The sequence below is a fragment of the Hymenobacter armeniacus genome (assembly GCF_014699055.1).
GTDB classification, from domain to species: Bacteria; Bacteroidota; Bacteroidia; order Cytophagales; family Hymenobacteraceae; genus Hymenobacter; species Hymenobacter armeniacus.
This window is the reverse complement of the sequence record NZ_JACXAC010000002.1, coordinates 684882-700473: the sequence shown is the minus strand read 5'-3', so window position 1 is coordinate 700473 and position 15592 is coordinate 684882. Positions and strand designations below refer to the sequence as shown.

The 15592-nt window shown below is 60.7% G+C and carries 17 protein-coding genes and 1 tRNA gene; 12 read left to right on the top strand and 6 right to left on the bottom strand.

Features of this window, described 5'->3' with window-relative positions:
* Positions 1-17 precede the first annotated feature (17 nt).
* The 5 genes from IC234_RS07395 (at position 18) to IC234_RS07375 (ending at position 6679) form a co-directional block, all read left to right on the top strand.
* On the top strand, positions 18-314 hold the full coding sequence (locus IC234_RS07395; protein WP_190923206.1) for a hypothetical protein: 297 nt from the start codon (positions 18-20) through the stop codon (positions 312-314).
* A gap of 51 nt (positions 315-365) precedes the next feature.
* Complete coding sequence (gene carA, locus IC234_RS07390) at positions 366-1454, top strand: glutamine-hydrolyzing carbamoyl-phosphate synthase small subunit (protein ID WP_190923205.1); 1089 nt, start codon at positions 366-368, stop codon at positions 1452-1454.
* A 140-nt stretch (positions 1455-1594) separates the two neighbouring features.
* Entirely contained in the window at positions 1595-4825 is a 3231-nt protein-coding gene (gene carB, locus IC234_RS07385; protein WP_190923204.1) for a carbamoyl-phosphate synthase (glutamine-hydrolyzing) large subunit, read from the top strand.
* A 111-nt stretch (positions 4826-4936) separates the two neighbouring features.
* Positions 4937-5677, top strand: coding sequence for a hypothetical protein (locus IC234_RS07380; RefSeq protein WP_190923203.1), 741 nt, complete (start codon positions 4937-4939; stop codon positions 5675-5677).
* 57 nt (positions 5678-5734) lie between these two features.
* Complete coding sequence (locus IC234_RS07375) at positions 5735-6679, top strand: Rossmann-fold NAD(P)-binding domain-containing protein (protein WP_190923202.1); 945 nt, start codon at positions 5735-5737, stop codon at positions 6677-6679.
* Positions 6680-6844: 165 nt separating this feature from the next.
* Here the strand turns inward: IC234_RS07375 and IC234_RS07370 are convergent.
* Positions 6845-6917: transfer RNA gene (locus IC234_RS07370), tRNA-Lys, on the bottom strand.
* A gap of 206 nt (positions 6918-7123) precedes the next feature.
* Between IC234_RS07370 and IC234_RS07365 the strand changes: the two genes are divergently transcribed.
* The 3 genes from IC234_RS07365 to IC234_RS07355 all read left to right on the top strand — a co-directional run bounded on the left by IC234_RS07365 (position 7124) and on the right by IC234_RS07355 (position 9408).
* Positions 7124-7759 (top strand): hypothetical protein, encoded by a 636-nt coding sequence (locus IC234_RS07365; RefSeq protein ID WP_190923201.1) that lies wholly within the window; start codon positions 7124-7126, stop codon positions 7757-7759.
* Positions 7760-7818: 59 nt separating this feature from the next.
* Complete coding sequence (locus IC234_RS07360) at positions 7819-8643, top strand: MOSC domain-containing protein (protein ID WP_190923200.1); 825 nt, start codon at positions 7819-7821, stop codon at positions 8641-8643.
* 87 nt (positions 8644-8730) lie between these two features.
* Positions 8731-9408 (top strand): DUF2461 domain-containing protein, encoded by a 678-nt coding sequence (locus tag IC234_RS07355; protein ID WP_190923199.1) that lies wholly within the window; start codon positions 8731-8733, stop codon positions 9406-9408.
* 139 nt (positions 9409-9547) lie between these two features.
* Here IC234_RS07355 and IC234_RS07350 read toward each other — a convergent pair whose 3' ends face one another.
* Entirely contained in the window at positions 9548-10171 is a 624-nt protein-coding gene (locus tag IC234_RS07350) for a deoxynucleoside kinase (RefSeq protein WP_190923198.1), read from the bottom strand.
* 126 nt (positions 10172-10297) lie between these two features.
* Here IC234_RS07350 and IC234_RS07345 point away from each other — a divergent pair, with 126 nt between their 5' ends.
* The gene (locus IC234_RS07345) at positions 10298-10750 is read left to right on the top strand and encodes a hypothetical protein (protein ID WP_190923197.1); all 453 of its coding nucleotides are present in this window, start codon (positions 10298-10300) and stop codon (positions 10748-10750) included.
* Here the strand turns inward: IC234_RS07345 and IC234_RS07340 are convergent.
* Positions 10747-11205 (bottom strand): hypothetical protein, encoded by a 459-nt coding sequence (locus tag IC234_RS07340; RefSeq protein WP_190923196.1) that lies wholly within the window; start codon positions 11203-11205, stop codon positions 10747-10749. The two genes, IC234_RS07345 and IC234_RS07340, sit on opposite strands and share 4 nt — an antisense overlap.
* 113 nt (positions 11206-11318) lie before the next feature.
* On the opposite strand from IC234_RS07340, the gene IC234_RS07335 reads away from it, so the two are divergent.
* Positions 11319-11846: a GNAT family N-acetyltransferase gene (locus IC234_RS07335; protein ID WP_190923195.1), complete on the top strand. Its 528-nt coding sequence runs from the start codon at positions 11319-11321 to the stop codon at positions 11844-11846.
* 25 nt (positions 11847-11871) lie between these two features.
* Positions 11872-12102: a CDGSH iron-sulfur domain-containing protein gene (locus IC234_RS07330; RefSeq protein WP_190923194.1), complete on the top strand. Its 231-nt coding sequence runs from the start codon at positions 11872-11874 to the stop codon at positions 12100-12102.
* Positions 12103-12161: 59 nt separating this feature from the next.
* On the opposite strand, the gene IC234_RS07325 is transcribed toward IC234_RS07330, so the two are convergent.
* The 3 genes from IC234_RS07325 to IC234_RS07315 all read right to left on the bottom strand — a co-directional run bounded on the left by IC234_RS07325 (position 12162) and on the right by IC234_RS07315 (position 14118).
* On the bottom strand, positions 12162-12653 hold the full coding sequence (locus IC234_RS07325) for a GNAT family N-acetyltransferase (RefSeq protein WP_190923193.1): 492 nt from the start codon (positions 12651-12653) through the stop codon (positions 12162-12164).
* A gap of 30 nt (positions 12654-12683) precedes the next feature.
* Positions 12684-13724 carry a hypothetical protein gene (locus IC234_RS07320; protein ID WP_190923192.1) on the bottom strand — a complete coding sequence of 347 codons (1041 nt, stop codon included), beginning with the start codon at positions 13722-13724 and terminating at the stop codon, positions 12684-12686.
* Between the two features lie 139 nt (positions 13725-13863).
* The gene (locus IC234_RS07315; protein WP_190923191.1) at positions 13864-14118 is read right to left on the bottom strand and encodes an acyl-CoA-binding protein; all 255 of its coding nucleotides are present in this window, start codon (positions 14116-14118) and stop codon (positions 13864-13866) included.
* Between the two features lie 74 nt (positions 14119-14192).
* Between IC234_RS07315 and IC234_RS07310 the strand changes: the two genes are divergently transcribed.
* On the top strand, positions 14193-15491 hold the full coding sequence (locus IC234_RS07310; RefSeq protein WP_190923190.1) for a metal-dependent hydrolase family protein: 1299 nt from the start codon (positions 14193-14195) through the stop codon (positions 15489-15491).
* Positions 15492-15592 lie beyond the last annotated feature (101 nt).

The following is a 15592-nucleotide window of genomic DNA, read 5'->3' as shown; positions in this document are numbered from 1 at the left end:
GCTTTGACCCCAGGCCGATGAAAGCCTCAACCATTGTCATCATCGTGTGCTGCTTCTTGTCCATCGGGTACGGGCTTTACATAAAATATTTTGCCCAGGTCTACCAGGTGTACCAACGCGTAAATCGAGTGAAAGAAGGCATGACGCGGCAACAGGTTGTTAAGGCCTTGGCTACGCCGGACTCGGTTTACTGGGAGAAGTCGAACGGCGACTCCCTGCTGGTGATGAACTACAAAATTGGGGCAGACTCATCGGCTACCATGCAGGTTCTATTTCGCGGTGACAGCGTGCGGGTAGTAAAATTTCACGAATAGAAAACGGCTGAAACAGGCCGCCGTCAATCCGTCTTTAACTACAACAACACAGTGGAAAACACGAAATTGGTCAAACTAGTCCTCGAAGACGGCACCGAAATTCAAGGTTCCTCCTTCGGCGCATTTACCTCCGCCGCGGGCGAAGTGGTGTTCAGCACGGCCATGACCGGCTACCCCGAAAACCTCACCGACCCGTCCTTCGCCGGCCAGATTCTGGTGCTCACCTACCCCATGGTGGGCAACTACGGCGTGCCCGGCGAGGAGTTGTACGAGTCGATTTCGAAGATTTTCGAGTCGGACAAGATTCACATTGCCGGCCTCGTGGTTAATTACTACTCCGAGGAGCACAGCCACTGGAACGCCGCCAAAAGCCTCGGCGACTGGCTGGCCGAGTACAACATTCCCGGCATTTTCGGCGTCGATACCCGCATGCTCACCAAGAAGCTGCGCGAGAAAGGCGCCATGCTGGGCAAAATCGTGGCCGAAGATGACATTCCGCTGCACGACCCCAACCAGGACAACCTCGTGGCCCAGGTGAGCCAGCCCGAGGTGCAGTACTACGGCAGCGGCCAGCACAAAATCGTGCTGGTGGACTGCGGCACCAAAACCAACATCATCCGCTGCTTCTTGGAGCGCGACGTGGAGCTGATTCGGGTGCCTTGGGACTACGATTTCACCCAAATCGACTACGACGGGCTGTTTCTGAGCAACGGCCCCGGCGACCCCAAGATGTGCGAGGCCACCATCGGCCACCTCCAAACGGCCCTGCAGCAGGACAAGCCCATCTTCGGCATTTGCCTCGGCAACCAGCTCATGAGCCTGGCCGCCGGCGCCGACACCTTCAAGCTGAAATACGGCCACCGCAGCCACAACCAGCCGGTGCTGCTCACGGGCACCAAGCGCAGCTTCATCACCAGCCAAAACCACGGCTTCGCGGTGGACACCGCCACGCTGCCGGCCGAGTGGGAAATGCTCTTTGAAAATTTGAACGACGGCACTTGTGAAGGCATCAAGCACAAGACCAAGCCCTTCTTCTCCACCCAGTTTCACCCCGAAGCCGCTGGCGGACCAGAAGACACCGAATACCTATTTGATGACTTTTTGAAAGCGGTAGAAGAATATAAGGCCACCGCAAACTAGACCGGAAAGCTAGTTTTCTTCCTTGAGAAAGGCGGAAAACTAGCTTTCTAGCTTACGTCCCGCTTTAGCATTTAACATCCAGCTCTCCTCTTGGTGAAGAGTAAGGCCGGGGGAACAACGCCCCGCCAGCACAATACGAAATGAACAAACCCAACAAAGTCCTCATCCTTGGTTCCGGCGCGCTGAAAATCGGCGAGGCCGGCGAGTTCGACTACTCCGGTTCCCAGGCCCTTAAGGCGCTGAAAGAGGAGGGCATTCGCACCATCCTCATCAACCCCAACATCGCCACCGTGCAAACGTCGGACAACATTGCCGACGACGTGTACTTCCTGCCCGTGACGCCCTTCTTCGTGGAGGAAGTCATCAAGAAAGAGCAGCCCGATGGCATTCTGGTGGCCTTTGGCGGCCAAACGGCGCTGAACTGCGCCGTGGCCCTGTTCCGCGCCGGGGTGTTCGAGAAATACAACGTAAAGGTGCTGGGCACGCCCGTGCAGAGCATCATCGACACCGAGGACCGGGACATTTTCAAGGACAAGCTCGACCAGATTGGCGTGCTCACGGCCCGCAGCGTGGCCGTGACGACGATGGAAGACGCCCTGGCGGCGGCCGAGAAAATCGGCTTCCCGATTATCGTGCGGGCGGCGTTTGCGCTGGGCGGCCTGGGCAGCGGCTTCGCCAACAACATGGACGAGCTGCGGGCCCTGGCCCAGAAATCCTTCACCACGTCCGACCAGATTCTGGTGGAAGAATCCTTGAAGGGCTGGAAGGAAGTGGAGTACGAAGTGGTGCGCGACCAGTACGATAACTGCATCACGGTCTGCAACATGGAGAACTTCGACCCCATCGGCATTCACACCGGGGAGAGCATCGTGGTGGCCCCGTCGCAGACGCTGAGCAACCGCGAGTACCACAAGCTGCGCAGCATCGGCATCAAGACCATTCGCCACCTGGGCATCGTGGGCGAGTGCAACATTCAGTACGCCCTCGACCCTGTTTCCGAGGATTACCGCGTGATTGAGGTGAACGCGCGCCTGTCACGCTCCTCGGCGCTGGCCTCGAAGGCCACGGGCTACCCGCTGGCCTTCGTGGCGGCCAAACTGAGTTTGGGCTACTCGTTGTCGGAGCTGAAAAACAGCGTGACGCAGACGACTTCGGCCTTTTTCGAGCCGGCGCTCGACTACGTGGTGGTGAAGCTGCCGCGCTGGGACCTCGGCAAATTCGAGGGCGTGAACCGGCAGATTGGCTCGGCCATGAAGAGCGTGGGAGAGGTGATGGCCATCGGCAAATCCTTCGAGGAAGCCATTCAGAAAGGCCTGCGGATGCTGGACACCGGCAAGCGCGGCTTCGTGGCCAACAAGCCCGAAACCGTGGACAACGCGACGATTGACAAGCTCCTGAGCGAGCCTAACGAGGAGCGCATCTTCGCCATCAACCTGGCCTTTGAGGCTGGCTACACGCTGCAGCAGGTCCACGACCTGACCAGAATCGACCACTGGTTTTTGCAGCGCCTGCTCACCATTTTTGAGCTAGGCAAGAAGCTGGCCGCTGGCCGCAGCAACGGCGTGGACGGCCTGGAAACCCAGCTGCTGCGCGAGGCTAAAAAAGCCGGTTTCTCCGACCAGCAAATTGCCGTAAAGCTGCTGGGCGAAGGCGATGTGAAGGCCGACGAGTTGCTCGTGCGTACCCGCCGCAAGGCCCTGGGCGTGCTGCCGGTCATCAAGCAGATTGACACGCTGGCGGCTGAATTTCCGGCCAAAACCAACTACCTCTACAGCACATACCACGGCACCGAAAACGACCTGGCGCCGGAAACCAACAAATCCATCGTGGTGCTGGGCTCGGGCGTGTACCGCATCGGCTCGTCGGTGGAGTTTGACTGGTGCGGCGTGAACGCCGTGCAAACCGCCGCCGAGGAAGGCTACAAAACCATCATCATCAACTACAACCCCGAAACCGTTTCGACCGATTATGACGTGTCGGACCGGCTGTATTTTGAGGAGTTGAGCTTCGAGCGGGTGATGGACATCCTGGACTTTGAGCAGCCGGAGGGCGTGATTCTCTCCACCGGCGGCCAGATTCCCAACAACCTCGCCACCCGTCTGGCCGAGGCGCAGGCGCCCATTCTGGGCACCGCGCCGGCCCGCATCGACGAGGCCGAAAACCGCCACAAGTTCTCCAGCATCATGGACGAGTTGGGCATTGCGCAGCCTCGCTGGAAGGAGCTAACCTCGCTCGAAGCCATGCACGAGTTTGTGCAGGAAGTGGGCTTCCCCGTGCTCATCCGTCCGAGCTACGTGCTGTCGGGCGCGGCCATGAACGTGGTGTCGAACCCGCAAGAGCTGGAAGCTTTCCTGCAAACGGCCGTGGAAGTGAGCGCCGAATACCCGGTGGTGGTGTCGGAATTCATTCAGGAAGCCAAGGAAATAGAGCTGGATGCCGTGGCCGACCACGGCGACATTGTGAGCTACGCCATCTCGGAGCACGTGGAGTTTGCCGGCGTGCACTCCGGCGACGCCACCATGTACTACCCGCCCCAGCGGGTGTACGTGGGCACCATTCGCAAGCTCAAAATTATTGCCGAAAAGGTGGCCAAGCGCTACCAAATCAGCGGCCCGTTCAACATCCAGTTTCTGGAAAAGAACGGCGCCATTCGCGTGATTGAGTGCAATATCCGGGCCTCGCGCAGCTTCCCGTTCGTGTCCAAAGTGTCGGGCAACAACCTCATCAAAAAGGCCACCCAGGTACTGCTGGGCAAGAAAGTGGCCCGCGACGAAAGCGAGCGGGTCTACGACCTGCCGTTTGTGGGCGTGAAGGCGCCGCAGTTCTCGTTCACTCGACTGCCCGGCGCCGACCCTGTGATGCGCGTCGACATGGTGAGCACCGGCGAAGTAGGCTGCCTAGGCGACACCGCCGAGGAAGCCCTGCTGAAATCGATGCTGAGCGTGGGCTACAAAATCCCGCAGAAATCGGTGCTGATATCCGGCGGCCCCATCAAGTCGAAAGTAACGCTGCTATCAGCAGTCGAGCTGCTGGTGAAAAAGGGCTACACCATTTTCGCCACCCAAGGCACGCACCGCTTTTTCGCCGAAAACGGCATTCCTAGCAGCCTGCTCTACTGGCCCGATGAAATGCAGGAGCCCAATGTGCTGACGTATTTGAAAGAAAAGAAAATCGACCTGGTCATCAACATACCGAAAAACTTGTCGAAAGGCGAGTTGGATAACGACTACAAAATCCGTCGCACGGCTATCGATTTTGGGGTTCCGCTGCTGACCAATGCCCGTCTGGCCAAAGCGTTTATCAAGGCCTTCTGCACCTTGGAGATGAAGGACTTGAAGATTAAGAGCTGGAACGAATATAAGGCGATGTAAGTAGCCCGAGCAAACGGAGAAGAACGTCATGCTGAGCGCAGTCGAAGCATCTCTACCGCTTCGATGCCGTTTAGCATGACGTTCTTTTTGTTTCTCTGTAATTAGAATTCAATGCTTAATTCAACGCGGTTTGCCAATTCATTTATGGCGGCTCTATTCGGCATTAGCTTGATTGCCTGCGATTCGGACAAGTCCTCGCAGCAAGCAGTGGCTAACGCAGGAGAACAAGCAGTTACCAAAGATTCTGTAGTTGCTGCTACACCGGCTACAACACATTTGGATGCTTGTGGAGAACGCATGAAAGGATTTCTGCGCTGGTATCTGAACCTTGTAGATTATGAGAAGCCACACCCTGAAGGGTCAAGTGTGCAATTCAAAATACCCATCACTCCAGAAACCGATTCAGCTTTAGCAGCACGCATAGCGCCAGAGCAGAGAAGCTCAACGAAGTATTATCAAATGGATTGGCGCAGCGTCGAAAGCTATTTGGCAATGCTTGGAAAGTCTGGCTACTTTTCAAAAAGTTATTTGCAGGAAAAGCGTGCATCTCTTCTAAAACGTGGCAAAGCACTGGATGCCGCCAAAATGGAAGATGGGGAGCCAGAAGGATTCGAGGCGGATGAAGTATTCTGGATGATGGAGCTTTACGCAACGTCGGATATTGATAAGCTACGCGCCTATCGAGCATCGAATGCAAAAACCCGCGACGGCATTTATGAATTGCCGGTAGCATTGCCCGGAGATGAAAAATCCAGCTTTATACTTTACACGAAAAAAGAGAATGACCGGTGCGTTATCGACAGCGTAGCTCGCCTATATAACGGAGAGTATTCAAGCGTCGGAAATAAGTAGGATAGTATCTCTCTTTACTCGCGCCTAATGCCCTGTTTATAAATCATTGCACAATTTATGAAAAAATTCACCTCCTTCGCCGATGCCGGCGACTACCACGCCCTCCTCAAGCAAGCCCTGGAAATCAAGGCCAACCCCTACGGCTACCAGCACGTCGGGCGCAATAAAACCGTCGGCCTCATCTTCTTCAACCCCAGCCTGCGTACCCGCCTCAGCTCGGTGAAAGCGGCCTACAACTTGGGCGCGCAAGCTTGGGTGCTAAATGCCGGCGCCGACTCCTGGACGCTGGAAATGGCCGACGGCGCGGTGATGAACGGCGGCACCCAAGAGCACATCAAGGACGCCATTGCGGTGATGAGCCAATACTGCGACGTGCTGGGCGTGCGCACCTTCCCCAGCCTCAAGGACAAGGCCGAGGACTACGGCGAAGTCGTGTTCAACAAGATTCTGCAGTACGCCACCGTGCCCGTCATCAGCCTCGAAAGCGCCACCCTGCACCCGCTGCAGTCGTTCGCCGACCTCATCACCGTGGCCGAGACCAAGCAGAAGAATCGCGTGAAAGTGGTACTCACCTGGGCGCCACACGTGCGCGCCCTGCCCCAGTGCGTGCCCAATTCCTTCTGCGACTGGTTCTCGGAAATCGATTGGGTTGATTTTGTCATCACCCACCCCGAGGGCTACGAGCTGGACCCCAAATTCACCAAAGGCGCCCGCATCGAGTACGACCAGCGCAAGGCGCTGGAAGGCGCCGATTACGTGCAAGCCAAAAACTGGAGCAGCTACCTCCAGTACGGTCAGGTGCTGCAAAACGACCCCGCCTGGATGCTCACCCCCGAGCACATGGCCCTGACCAGCGACGCCAAGTTTCTGCACTGCCTGCCCGTGCGCCGCAACGTGGAAGTGTCCGACGCCGTGCTCGACGCGCCCGGCTCGCTCATCATCCAGGAAGCCGGCAACCGCACCATCTCCATGCAAACCGTGCTACACGAACTGTTGAAGTAGCCGCGGTTGCTCCCGTAATTAAGAAGCCCTGCAGCGAAAGTTTCTGCAGGGCTTTTTTCGTTTGCCTTGTTGTTGGATTGGAGCTACGCGTTCGGGACTTGCTGCAACTGGACCGACCGAAAACGAAAGCGCCCCATCCTGTTTCCAGAATGGGGCGCTTTGCTGTGATCCCGCTGGGATTCGAACCCAGGACCCGTACATTAAAAGTGTACTGCTCTACCAGCTGAGCTACAGAATCGTACTTTGCACCTTGGAAGGGCGTTTCCTTCTTTGGTGGCACAAAAGTACTACCAGCTCCCGAACTACACAACCTTGATTCAAAAAAAAGTATTCTCTTTCGCTCGGCGGCCCCTTTTAATCGGTTTAATCCTCCTGCCGCTCTGGGCATTGGGTGCGAACCCGGCCGCAAAAAAAAATTTGCAGGCTCCAGACCTCAGCCCTGCCGTGAGCCTTCGTCGGGCCGACTCGTTGTTTGCAGCGGGCAGGTTTGAGGCGGCGGCTTCCGGATACCACCATCAGGTGTGGCGGCAGCGGCAGGTATCGCCAGAACTACTGCTGAAACTGGCCTATGCGCAGCAGCAGTTGGGGCACTACCCCGCCGCACTGCTGTACCTGAGCATGGCGCAGGCCCGGCAGCCGCGGGTGCGCACGTGGCGCCAAATGGCCGCCTTAGCGGCCCAACACCGCTTGGTGGGCTACCCAGCCACCTGGCAGCAGGAGCTGCGCGTACAGGCGCACCGCTACTATTACCCCGGGCTGCAGGCACTGCTGGGAGGAGCCATTGTGGGAGCCGTGTGGCTGCTGTGGCGCCGGGCAGGCCGCACTGCCTGGCTGGGCTATGCGGCCTACGTGGCCCTGCTCGCGGCTTACCTACAATGGCTGCGGCCAGCGCCGACGGGGCTGGTGGCCCGTGCGGGGGCGGCCCTGATGGCGGGGCCCAGTGCCGGCGCGGCCTGGCTGAGCACCGCGGCCACCGGCGACCGCCTGCCCGTGCTGGGCCGCCAGGACATCTGGTACCGGGTGGAATGGCAGCGCAAGGTGGCCTTTGTGCGGGCTGCCGACCTGCTGGTGGTGGAATAACCGGCCAGCGCGCGCACAGCCGGTGCCCGGGGATGGCCCGAGGCCGGTACTTTTGTGCCATGTCTGCACCGCTCACCCTCACTGGCCTGTACCTCTACCCCGTTAAGTCCCTCGGCGGCTATGCCGTGGCGGAGGCCGACGTGACCCCGCGCGGGCTGCGCCACGACCGCCGCTGGCTGCTGGTGGACGAGCGCAACCGCTTCATGACGCAGCGACAACAGCCCGATTTGGCGTTGCTGGCCGTGGCGCCCGCCTACAATGGCTTCCTGATTTCGCACCGGCAGCGGCCGGAGCTGCTGCCGCTGTTCATTCCGTTTGAGGCAACGCCTGACCGGACGCTGTTTGTGACCGTGTGGGACGACATTCTGTGGGCCTGGCGCGGCACACCGGAGGCCGATGACTGGTTCACGGAAGCCGTGGGCCGCCCTTGCCGCTTGGTGTACATGTCGGACATGGTGCGCCGCGATGTAGAGCCGGCCCTCAACCCCGAAGGCCAGTTGGTGAGCTTTGCCGACGGCTACCCCTTTCTGCTGCTGGGCGAAGCGGCCCTGGCCGACCTGAATACCCGCCTGCCCCACCCCGTGCCAATGAACCGCTTCCGGCCCAACCTGGTGTTTGGCGGCGGCGCGGCCTACGAGGACGACGAATGGGAGCAGTTCCAAATTGGCGACTTGCCCTTCCGGGCCGTGCGGGGCTGTGGGCGCTGCGTGCTGACGACCATCGACCAAACCACGGCCCAAAAAAGCCCGGTGGGCGACCCGCTACGCACCCTGGCCACTTACCGCCAGGCTGAAAACAGCGCCCTGTTCGGCCAGAACGTGACCGGTCCGGGCCACGGCCGCCTGCGCGTGGGCGATGCCCTGACGATACTCAGCCGCAAATAGCCGGCGCGGGCGTCGCTACAGCCTCCGCTGCAACTCCTGCGCTGGCGGCCGCGTTGTGCTAGGTCCGGCCCTACGCCGGGCTTTTGCATGGAACTGGACTATTTGCTGCATTTTATGGCCGAGCTGGCGGCCAACAACAACACGCCCTGGATGGCCGCCCATCGCCCCGAGTACCAGCGCGCCCGCGCTGCCTGCACGGAGCTGGTGCGACAGGTACTGGCCCGCGTGGCTGCCACCGACCCCGACCTGGCCAACCTTACCACGGGCGACGTGATGTTTCGGCTGCATAAAAACGACCGCGCACACCGCGACCCGGAGCCCTACAAGCGGCGCATGGGCGCCGGCCTCAAGCTGGGCGGTCGGCACGCACCGCGGGCGGGGTATTTCCTGGCCATTCAGCCCGAAGGCAAGAGCTGGCTGGGGGCGGGCACCTTCCACCCCACCCCCGAGATGCTGGCCGCCATTCGGCAGGAAATCCATTACAACGGCGAGGCCTTCCACCGGCTGCGGCAGGCGCCGGAGCTGCTGCGCTACTTCCCCGAGGGGCTGGACACCACCGGCCCGCAGCTGACGCGGCCGCCCCGCGGCTACGCCGCCGACGACCCGGATGTGGCCTGGCTGCGCCTGAAATCTTTCGGCGCGGGCCGGTTTTATACCGATGCCGAGGTACTGGCGCCCGGCTTTGTAGATGAGGTGGTGGCCGCCATTGCGGCAGCGCGGCCACTGGTGGATTTTTTCAACGAAGCACTGCCGGGCGGGCAATAACGTGCTGAATGGGCTAATAAGAACGTCATGCTGAGCGCAGCCGAAGCATCTTTACCGCAGAAGTAATCTGATTACTTCTGCACGCGAGATGCTTCGGCTGCGCTCAGCATGACGTTCTTATTAGCCCATAATCAGCCCGCTAAAACAGGCCGAACAGCGTGGTATTAATCTTGTCGATGATGGTCCCGAGGTCTTCGGGGTTGCGCACGTAGTCGAGTTCGCTCACGTCCACGATGAGGGAGCGGCCGGCGGTGTAGGCACTAATCCACTTCTCGTAATGCTCGTTGAGGCTTTTGAGGTATTCGATGCTGATGCTGTTTTCGTAGTCGCGGCCGCGCTTTTCAATCTGGCTCACGAGCTTGGGCAGGTCGGCGCGCAGGTAGAGCAGCAGGTCGGGCGGCGCCACCAGGTCAATCATTGACTCGAACAGGGCGTAGTAGTTGTTGTAGTCGCGGGTTTCGAGCAGGCCCGACTCGTGCAGGTTGGCCGCAAAGATGTGGGCGTCTTCGTAGATGGTGCGGTCTTGAATGATGCCCCGGCCGGCTTTCTGCAGCTCTTTGATGCGCTGGGTTTGGCGAAAGCGGCCGTTGAGAAAATACACCTGCAAGTGGAACGCCCAGCGGGGCATGTCGTGGTAAAAATCCTTGAGGTAAGGATTGTCGTCCACGTCTTCGAGAAAAACTTCCCAGCGGAAATGCTGGGCCAGTTTGTGGGCCAGCGTGGTTTTACCAGCCCCGATGTTGCCGACGATGGCGATGTGCATGCGCTACGAACGAAAAGACGAGAGAAAAGCAGAACCCCAAAGGTAGCAGCGGGGCTGTACATCACCTTGTCTATTTAACATCGTATATATTTGGAAGTATTGGTGAAATGGTTGTAATTTCCTGCCATGCACTTCCCTACCCCTACCCAACTACTGAGTCTGACGGATGGCCACGGCGCCCCCCTGGCCGAATACTTCTACTACCCCGAGCACGAGCTGCTGTACGTGCGCTGGCACGGGCAGCTCACGGGCGCCGAGCTCATCCGCGGGGTGCAGCAAGGAGCGCAGTGGCGCGACAAACTACATTACTCACTCATTCTCAACGACAAGAGCGACACCGGCGGCGACTGGAGCGACGCCCTGCCCTGGTTGCTCTACGAGTGGCTGCCCCAGGCCCTGAACGCCGGAGTGCGGGCCATGGCCTACCTGTTTTCGCCCGACCGCGAAAACCAGTTTGCCAGCCACGAGTTCATTGCGGCGCTCAAGCCCCACCTCGCCATCGAGCAGTTCGACGATTTGGAAACGGCCATGGCCTGGCTGGTGCAGCAGCGGAACGACCAGCTGGCCCGGCCGGACTAGTCCAGCTTCTCTTTCACGGTGCGGGCGCTGCGCAGGGTGTAGAACTCGCCCTGGAAACTGCGGATGCGCAGGCGCTCTTCGAGGGGCAGGTCGGTGCGCACTTGCTCGTAGCGCTGGTTGAGGCGGGCGAGGACCTGCGCGGCGGCTTCCCACTGCTGGGCGTTCCACTGGCGGCGCTCGTCGCGGGTGGTGGCAATAAACCGCTCGTAGAGGTCGGGCAGTTGGTCGGCCGTGGTTTGGGCCAGGTTCACGTCGGAGTTGAGAAAGTGCTGCTGCACGGGGTCGGAAGCGGGCTGGCGGCGCGCGGCCGCGCGGGCCTGGGCGGGCAGGCTGCTGGTGGGGCGCGAGCCAGTGAGTTCGCCGCGCTTCAACAATTCTTCCTGCGTCGCATTTTGGGCCTGGCCGGCGAGAGGCAGGGCGGCAACGAACAGAAAAAAGAGGGAGGCAGATTTCATGGTGAGGCGAAAAAGGTGGTGCAATGGGCGGTTTTAACGCAAGGAGCGCGCCAACCGTATGAAACGGGCGGCCGGTTTCGGTTTTTTCGCCGCAATTTCGTGTTTTGCCGCTTATGACTTCTGACGCCCAACTCGCGCCGCCGCGCATCGAGCCCGCTACGCTCCAGGACATTCCCACCATCATCGGCCTGGCCGAGGCCACCTGGGAGCCCACCTACCGCTTCATCATCTCGCGCGAGCAGATTGAGTACATGTACCGCGTCATCTACACGCCAGCCTCGCTGAAGCGACAGATGGCCGAGCAGCACCACTCTTTTCTGCTGGCGTATGTGGACGGCGAGCCGGCGGGCTTTGCGTCGTTCAGCCCGCTGCCGGCCGAGGAAGACGGCCACAACGGCTATAAGCTGCACAAGATTTACGTGCTGCCCACCCGCCAGGGCCAGGGCCTGGGCGTGCACCTCATTGAGGCGGTGGAAAACGCCGCCCGCGCCGCCGGCGGCCAGTTCTTGGACCTGAACGTGAACCGCTACAACCCCGCCATCTCCTTCTACGAGCGGCGCGGCTTTGCCCGCCAGCGCGAGGTGGACGTGCCCATCGGGCCCTATTTCATGAACGATTACATCATGCGCAAGACGCTATAATTTACCTTTTTTCAACCAACACACCATGGCCACCAAACTCACCGTCCTTTCCAACGGCTCCCTCCGCGTGGAGGGCGAAGACATCGAACTCGTCGACGCGCAGGGCAACCCCTACGGCCTCGGCGGCCGCCAGCGCATCAGCATCTGCCGCTGCGGGCTGTCCAAGCAGAAGCCCTTCTGCGACGGCTCGCACAAAGGCCATTTCGAGCACGACGCCACGGCGTTTGACCTGCCCGCGCCCAAGCCGGCGGTATAACTACGACGTGTCAATTTTGAGCGGCCCGTGGTGCACCGATTGGTGCACCACGGGCCGCTTCAGGTTAAGGAGTAGGCCACTTCGTCGTTGGCAAGGTTCGCTGTTTGGCGGAAACCCAGCCGCCCAAGCAGCCTGATGGCGGCCGCATTCTGCCGGCCCGTAATGGCCTTCACCTGAGACAGGAGCATGGTGCCCAGCCCAAACCCAATGGCCAGCTTCATGGCCTGGCTCATCAAGCCCTGGCCTCGAAATGCAGGTTTTAACACACAGCCTAGTTCACCAACGCTGTGGGCAAATCCTCGATAATAGCCCACCGTGCCGACGACTTCAGCCGTTGCGCTGCTGACAATGACCCAGTGAATGCCGGTACCAGCGCGGTAGTCGGCGTTAATTTTTTGCTGCATTTGCGCCGCCTCGCCTGGGTTCCGGGCCGGGCGGGCATCGTAGAATGATATTTCGAGTAGACTGCTTGCATCGGCCGGCTCGACTTGCCGCAGCAGCACTGTCCCCGACGTCAACACGGGGAAGGAGTGGAATGGAGGAAGATTCACGACGTAGCAGTTGGGAAAAACAGTTCGCCCCTACCCCGCCGCCGGCCGGGCGCTGGGCCCCAGCGTCAGCCAGAGGTTTTGGCGCACGAGGTCGCCCATCGAGTCGCAGGCGGCGAAGGCCTCGGTGTGGTGGTAGCGGTTGAGTTCGGCCTTGAGTTGCTCCACTTTCTCGAGCGGCGCCAGGTCGTGCTCGCGCATCACGTCGAGCAGGGCCTTGAGGCGGTGGCGCTCGGCGCGGGCGCGGCCGGCCATGAGGGCGCGCTCCTCGGTTTGGTACTGGCGCACGGTTTCGGGCTTGAGAAGCTTGGCGCACATGTCCACCACGGGCGCGTTGTCTTTGAAGGCGCGGGGCAGGTACATGCTGCGGCGGCCCTCGTAGCTCTGCTGGTCGAAGTCGATGGCCCGCACGCGGTACTGCTCGTCTTCGAAGTCGGGCGTCACGGCGATGACGTAGTTGTAGGCGCGCATGTCGCCGAGCAGGCGCACAAAGCAGCGCTCGTTAAACTTCACAAACTCCTTGGCGATGCGCACCTGGTTGAGGTGCGGCTGCGACATGTGGCGATTGATGAAATCGTCGCCGGGAATGCCCACGATGTGTTCCTCTATTAGCGTGTCGCCGCTCACCAGAAAGTTGATGGAATTGGGCGACAGCAGGTGCTCCAGCTCCAGCCCGTAGAGGCGCGAGGCGTCGGCCTGCTTCACGTAGAAATAGTCGTAGTTGTCGTTGAAGCGGTTGACGATGCGCACCCGGAACGGCCGCGAGTTGCCGAACTCGCAGTAGTCGATGCGGTCGGCCACGAGGTGCTGCGTGAACGACATATCTCCCGCCGTTTTCAGCTGCGCGTACACCTCGGTGAGGCCCCGGCTAAGCTCCTGCATTTCGGGGCCTTCGAAGTAGACGGTTTGCCAGAGCGTGTCCTTGCCGGTACGGTCCAGCAGCGGGAAGGAGTTGCTGAAGCGGCGCAGGTCGGCGTAGGCCACGGGCAGGGCCACGTCGCGGTCGTAGTCGCGCAGGTACTCGCGCAGGGCCGGCGTGAGCGGGTACGAAGGCTTTTTGCGGGAAATGTCCATGGCGGGGGGTGTGGGAGATGAAAAAAGAACGTCATGCTAAGCGCTGCCGAAGCATTTCTACCAAGTAAATAAATATTACTACTGTGGCAGAAATGCTTCGGCGGCGCTCAGCATGACGTGCTGATGGTGTGCGTTACGCTTACCCGGCCAGCTCGTTCACCAGCTCCACGTATTGCTGGCGGGCGGCTTCTTTGCTGGTGCCGCGCAGGCCGTTCCAGGCGTCGAATTTGGCAATGGCTTTGAAGTCGAAGCCGCCGGGGCGGTCGCCGCTGATGTCGCCTTCGGTGGCTTGCTTGTAGAGGGCGTAGAGCTGCAGCAGCACCATGTTGGAGGGCTTGCTGGGCAGTTGCTGGGCACGCTGGCTGGCGGCGTCAAATTCTTCTTGCGTGGTCATGGTTGGGGGTTGGTTTGCGGTGGATTTGAAGTGAAGCGTCCGGGTGTACCTTGGCGGCTCATTCACACAAACGTATGACGCGCAATTCTATTCCCGCATTCGCCACGGCCGTTTTTCTGCTGGCCACCGGCCCCGCTTTTGCCCAAAAAACCTACCTGCACTGCGGCAAGCTGCTGGACGTGCGAAGCGGCAAGCTGCTGAGCCAGCAAACGATTGTGGTGGAAAAAGACCGAATTGTGGCCATCCAAAGCGGCTACACCGCGGCCGGCGGCGCGCAGGATAAAATCATCAACCTCGAAAACCGGACCGTGCTGCCCGGCCTCATCGACTGCCACGTGCACCTGGAGTCGGAGTCGAGCCGCAACCAGTTCCGCGAGCAGTTCACCCTCAACCCCGCCGACATTGCCTACCGGGCCCAGGGCTACGCCCTCACCACGCTGCGGGCCGGCTTCACCACCGTGCGCGACTGCGGCGGCTCGGGCGTGAACACCAGCCTGCGCAACGCCGTGGCCCAGGGCCTGGTGCCGGGCCCACGCATCTACTCGGCCGGCATGGCCATTTCGGCCACCGGCGGGCACATGGACGAAACCGACGGCCTCAACCTCGAGCAGATAGAGCACGCCGGCCACCCCGTCAACCTCGCCAACGGCCCCGACCAATGCCGGCAAGCCGTGCGCGAGCAGTTCAAGCGCGGCGCCGACCTCATCAAAATTGCCAGCACCGGCGGCGTGCTCGACCTGAGCAAGGACGGCACCGGCGCCCAATACTCCGAAGAGGAAATCCAGGCCATTGTGCAAACGGCCAAGGACTTGGGCCTGCCCGTGGCCTGCCACGCCCACGGGGCCGAAGGCATCAAGCGGGCCGTGCGGGCCGGCGTGACCAGCATCGACCACGGCTCGCTGATGGACGACGAAGCCATCAAGCTCATGGCCAAAACCAAGACTTGGTACGTGCCCACGCTCATCGCCGGCAAGTCGGTGGCCGACACCACGCGCACACACCCGGGCTATTTCCCGCCCGTCATCGCCGCCAAGGCGCTGAACGTGGGCACCAAGATGCAGGGCACCTTTGCCCGCGCCTACAAGGCCGGCGTGCGCGTGGCCTTTGGCACCGACGCCGGCGTGTACCGCCACGGCCAAAACGCCAAAGAGTTTGGCTACATGACCGAGGCCGGCATGCCGCCCTTGGAAGCCATTCGGGCGGCTACGCTGAACGCCGCTCAGTTAATAGGAGAACCCGCCGACTTGGGCGCGCTGGAAGCCGGCAAATACGCCGACATCGTGGCCGTGGAGGGCGACCCGCTGCAAGACATCGCGGTGCTGACGCGGCCCAAATTTGTGATGAAAGCCGGCGTGACGTACCGCCAGGAATAGCCCGGGCCAGGGCGCGCCCGCGACGGCTACTCAAGCTCGACCTGCCATGTTTTTAGGCCTTAAGCGGCAGGAACAAGTAAGCTCAGCCGCAACCCGGACGG

What these genes read in the sequence shown, in the direction of transcription:
- IC234_RS07395 (WP_190923206.1), top strand. Translation starts at nt 18, where the DNA reads ATGAAAGCCTCAACCATTGTCATCATCGTGTGCTGCTTCTTGTCCATC.
- carB (WP_190923204.1), top strand. Translation starts at nt 1,595, where the DNA reads ATGAACAAACCCAACAAAGTCCTCATCCTTGGTTCCGGCGCGCTGAAA.
- IC234_RS07380 (WP_190923203.1), top strand. Translation starts at nt 4,937, where the DNA reads ATGCTTAATTCAACGCGGTTTGCCAATTCATTTATGGCGGCTCTATTC.
- IC234_RS07375 (WP_190923202.1), top strand. Translation starts at nt 5,735, where the DNA reads ATGAAAAAATTCACCTCCTTCGCCGATGCCGGCGACTACCACGCCCTC.
- IC234_RS07360 (WP_190923200.1), top strand. Translation starts at nt 7,819, where the DNA reads ATGTCTGCACCGCTCACCCTCACTGGCCTGTACCTCTACCCCGTTAAG.
- IC234_RS07355 (WP_190923199.1), top strand. Translation starts at nt 8,731, where the DNA reads ATGGAACTGGACTATTTGCTGCATTTTATGGCCGAGCTGGCGGCCAAC.
- IC234_RS07350 (WP_190923198.1), bottom strand. Translation starts at nt 10,171, where the DNA reads ATGCACATCGCCATCGTCGGCAACATCGGGGCTGGTAAAACCACGCTG.
- IC234_RS07345 (WP_190923197.1), top strand. Translation starts at nt 10,298, where the DNA reads ATGCACTTCCCTACCCCTACCCAACTACTGAGTCTGACGGATGGCCAC.
- IC234_RS07340 (WP_190923196.1), bottom strand. Translation starts at nt 11,205, where the DNA reads ATGAAATCTGCCTCCCTCTTTTTTCTGTTCGTTGCCGCCCTGCCTCTC.
- IC234_RS07335 (WP_190923195.1), top strand. Translation starts at nt 11,319, where the DNA reads ATGACTTCTGACGCCCAACTCGCGCCGCCGCGCATCGAGCCCGCTACG.
- IC234_RS07330 (WP_190923194.1), top strand. Translation starts at nt 11,872, where the DNA reads ATGGCCACCAAACTCACCGTCCTTTCCAACGGCTCCCTCCGCGTGGAG.
- IC234_RS07320 (WP_190923192.1), bottom strand. Translation starts at nt 13,724, where the DNA reads ATGGACATTTCCCGCAAAAAGCCTTCGTACCCGCTCACGCCGGCCCTG.
- IC234_RS07315 (WP_190923191.1), bottom strand. Translation starts at nt 14,118, where the DNA reads ATGACCACGCAAGAAGAATTTGACGCCGCCAGCCAGCGTGCCCAGCAA.
- IC234_RS07310 (WP_190923190.1), top strand. Translation starts at nt 14,193, where the DNA reads ATGACGCGCAATTCTATTCCCGCATTCGCCACGGCCGTTTTTCTGCTG.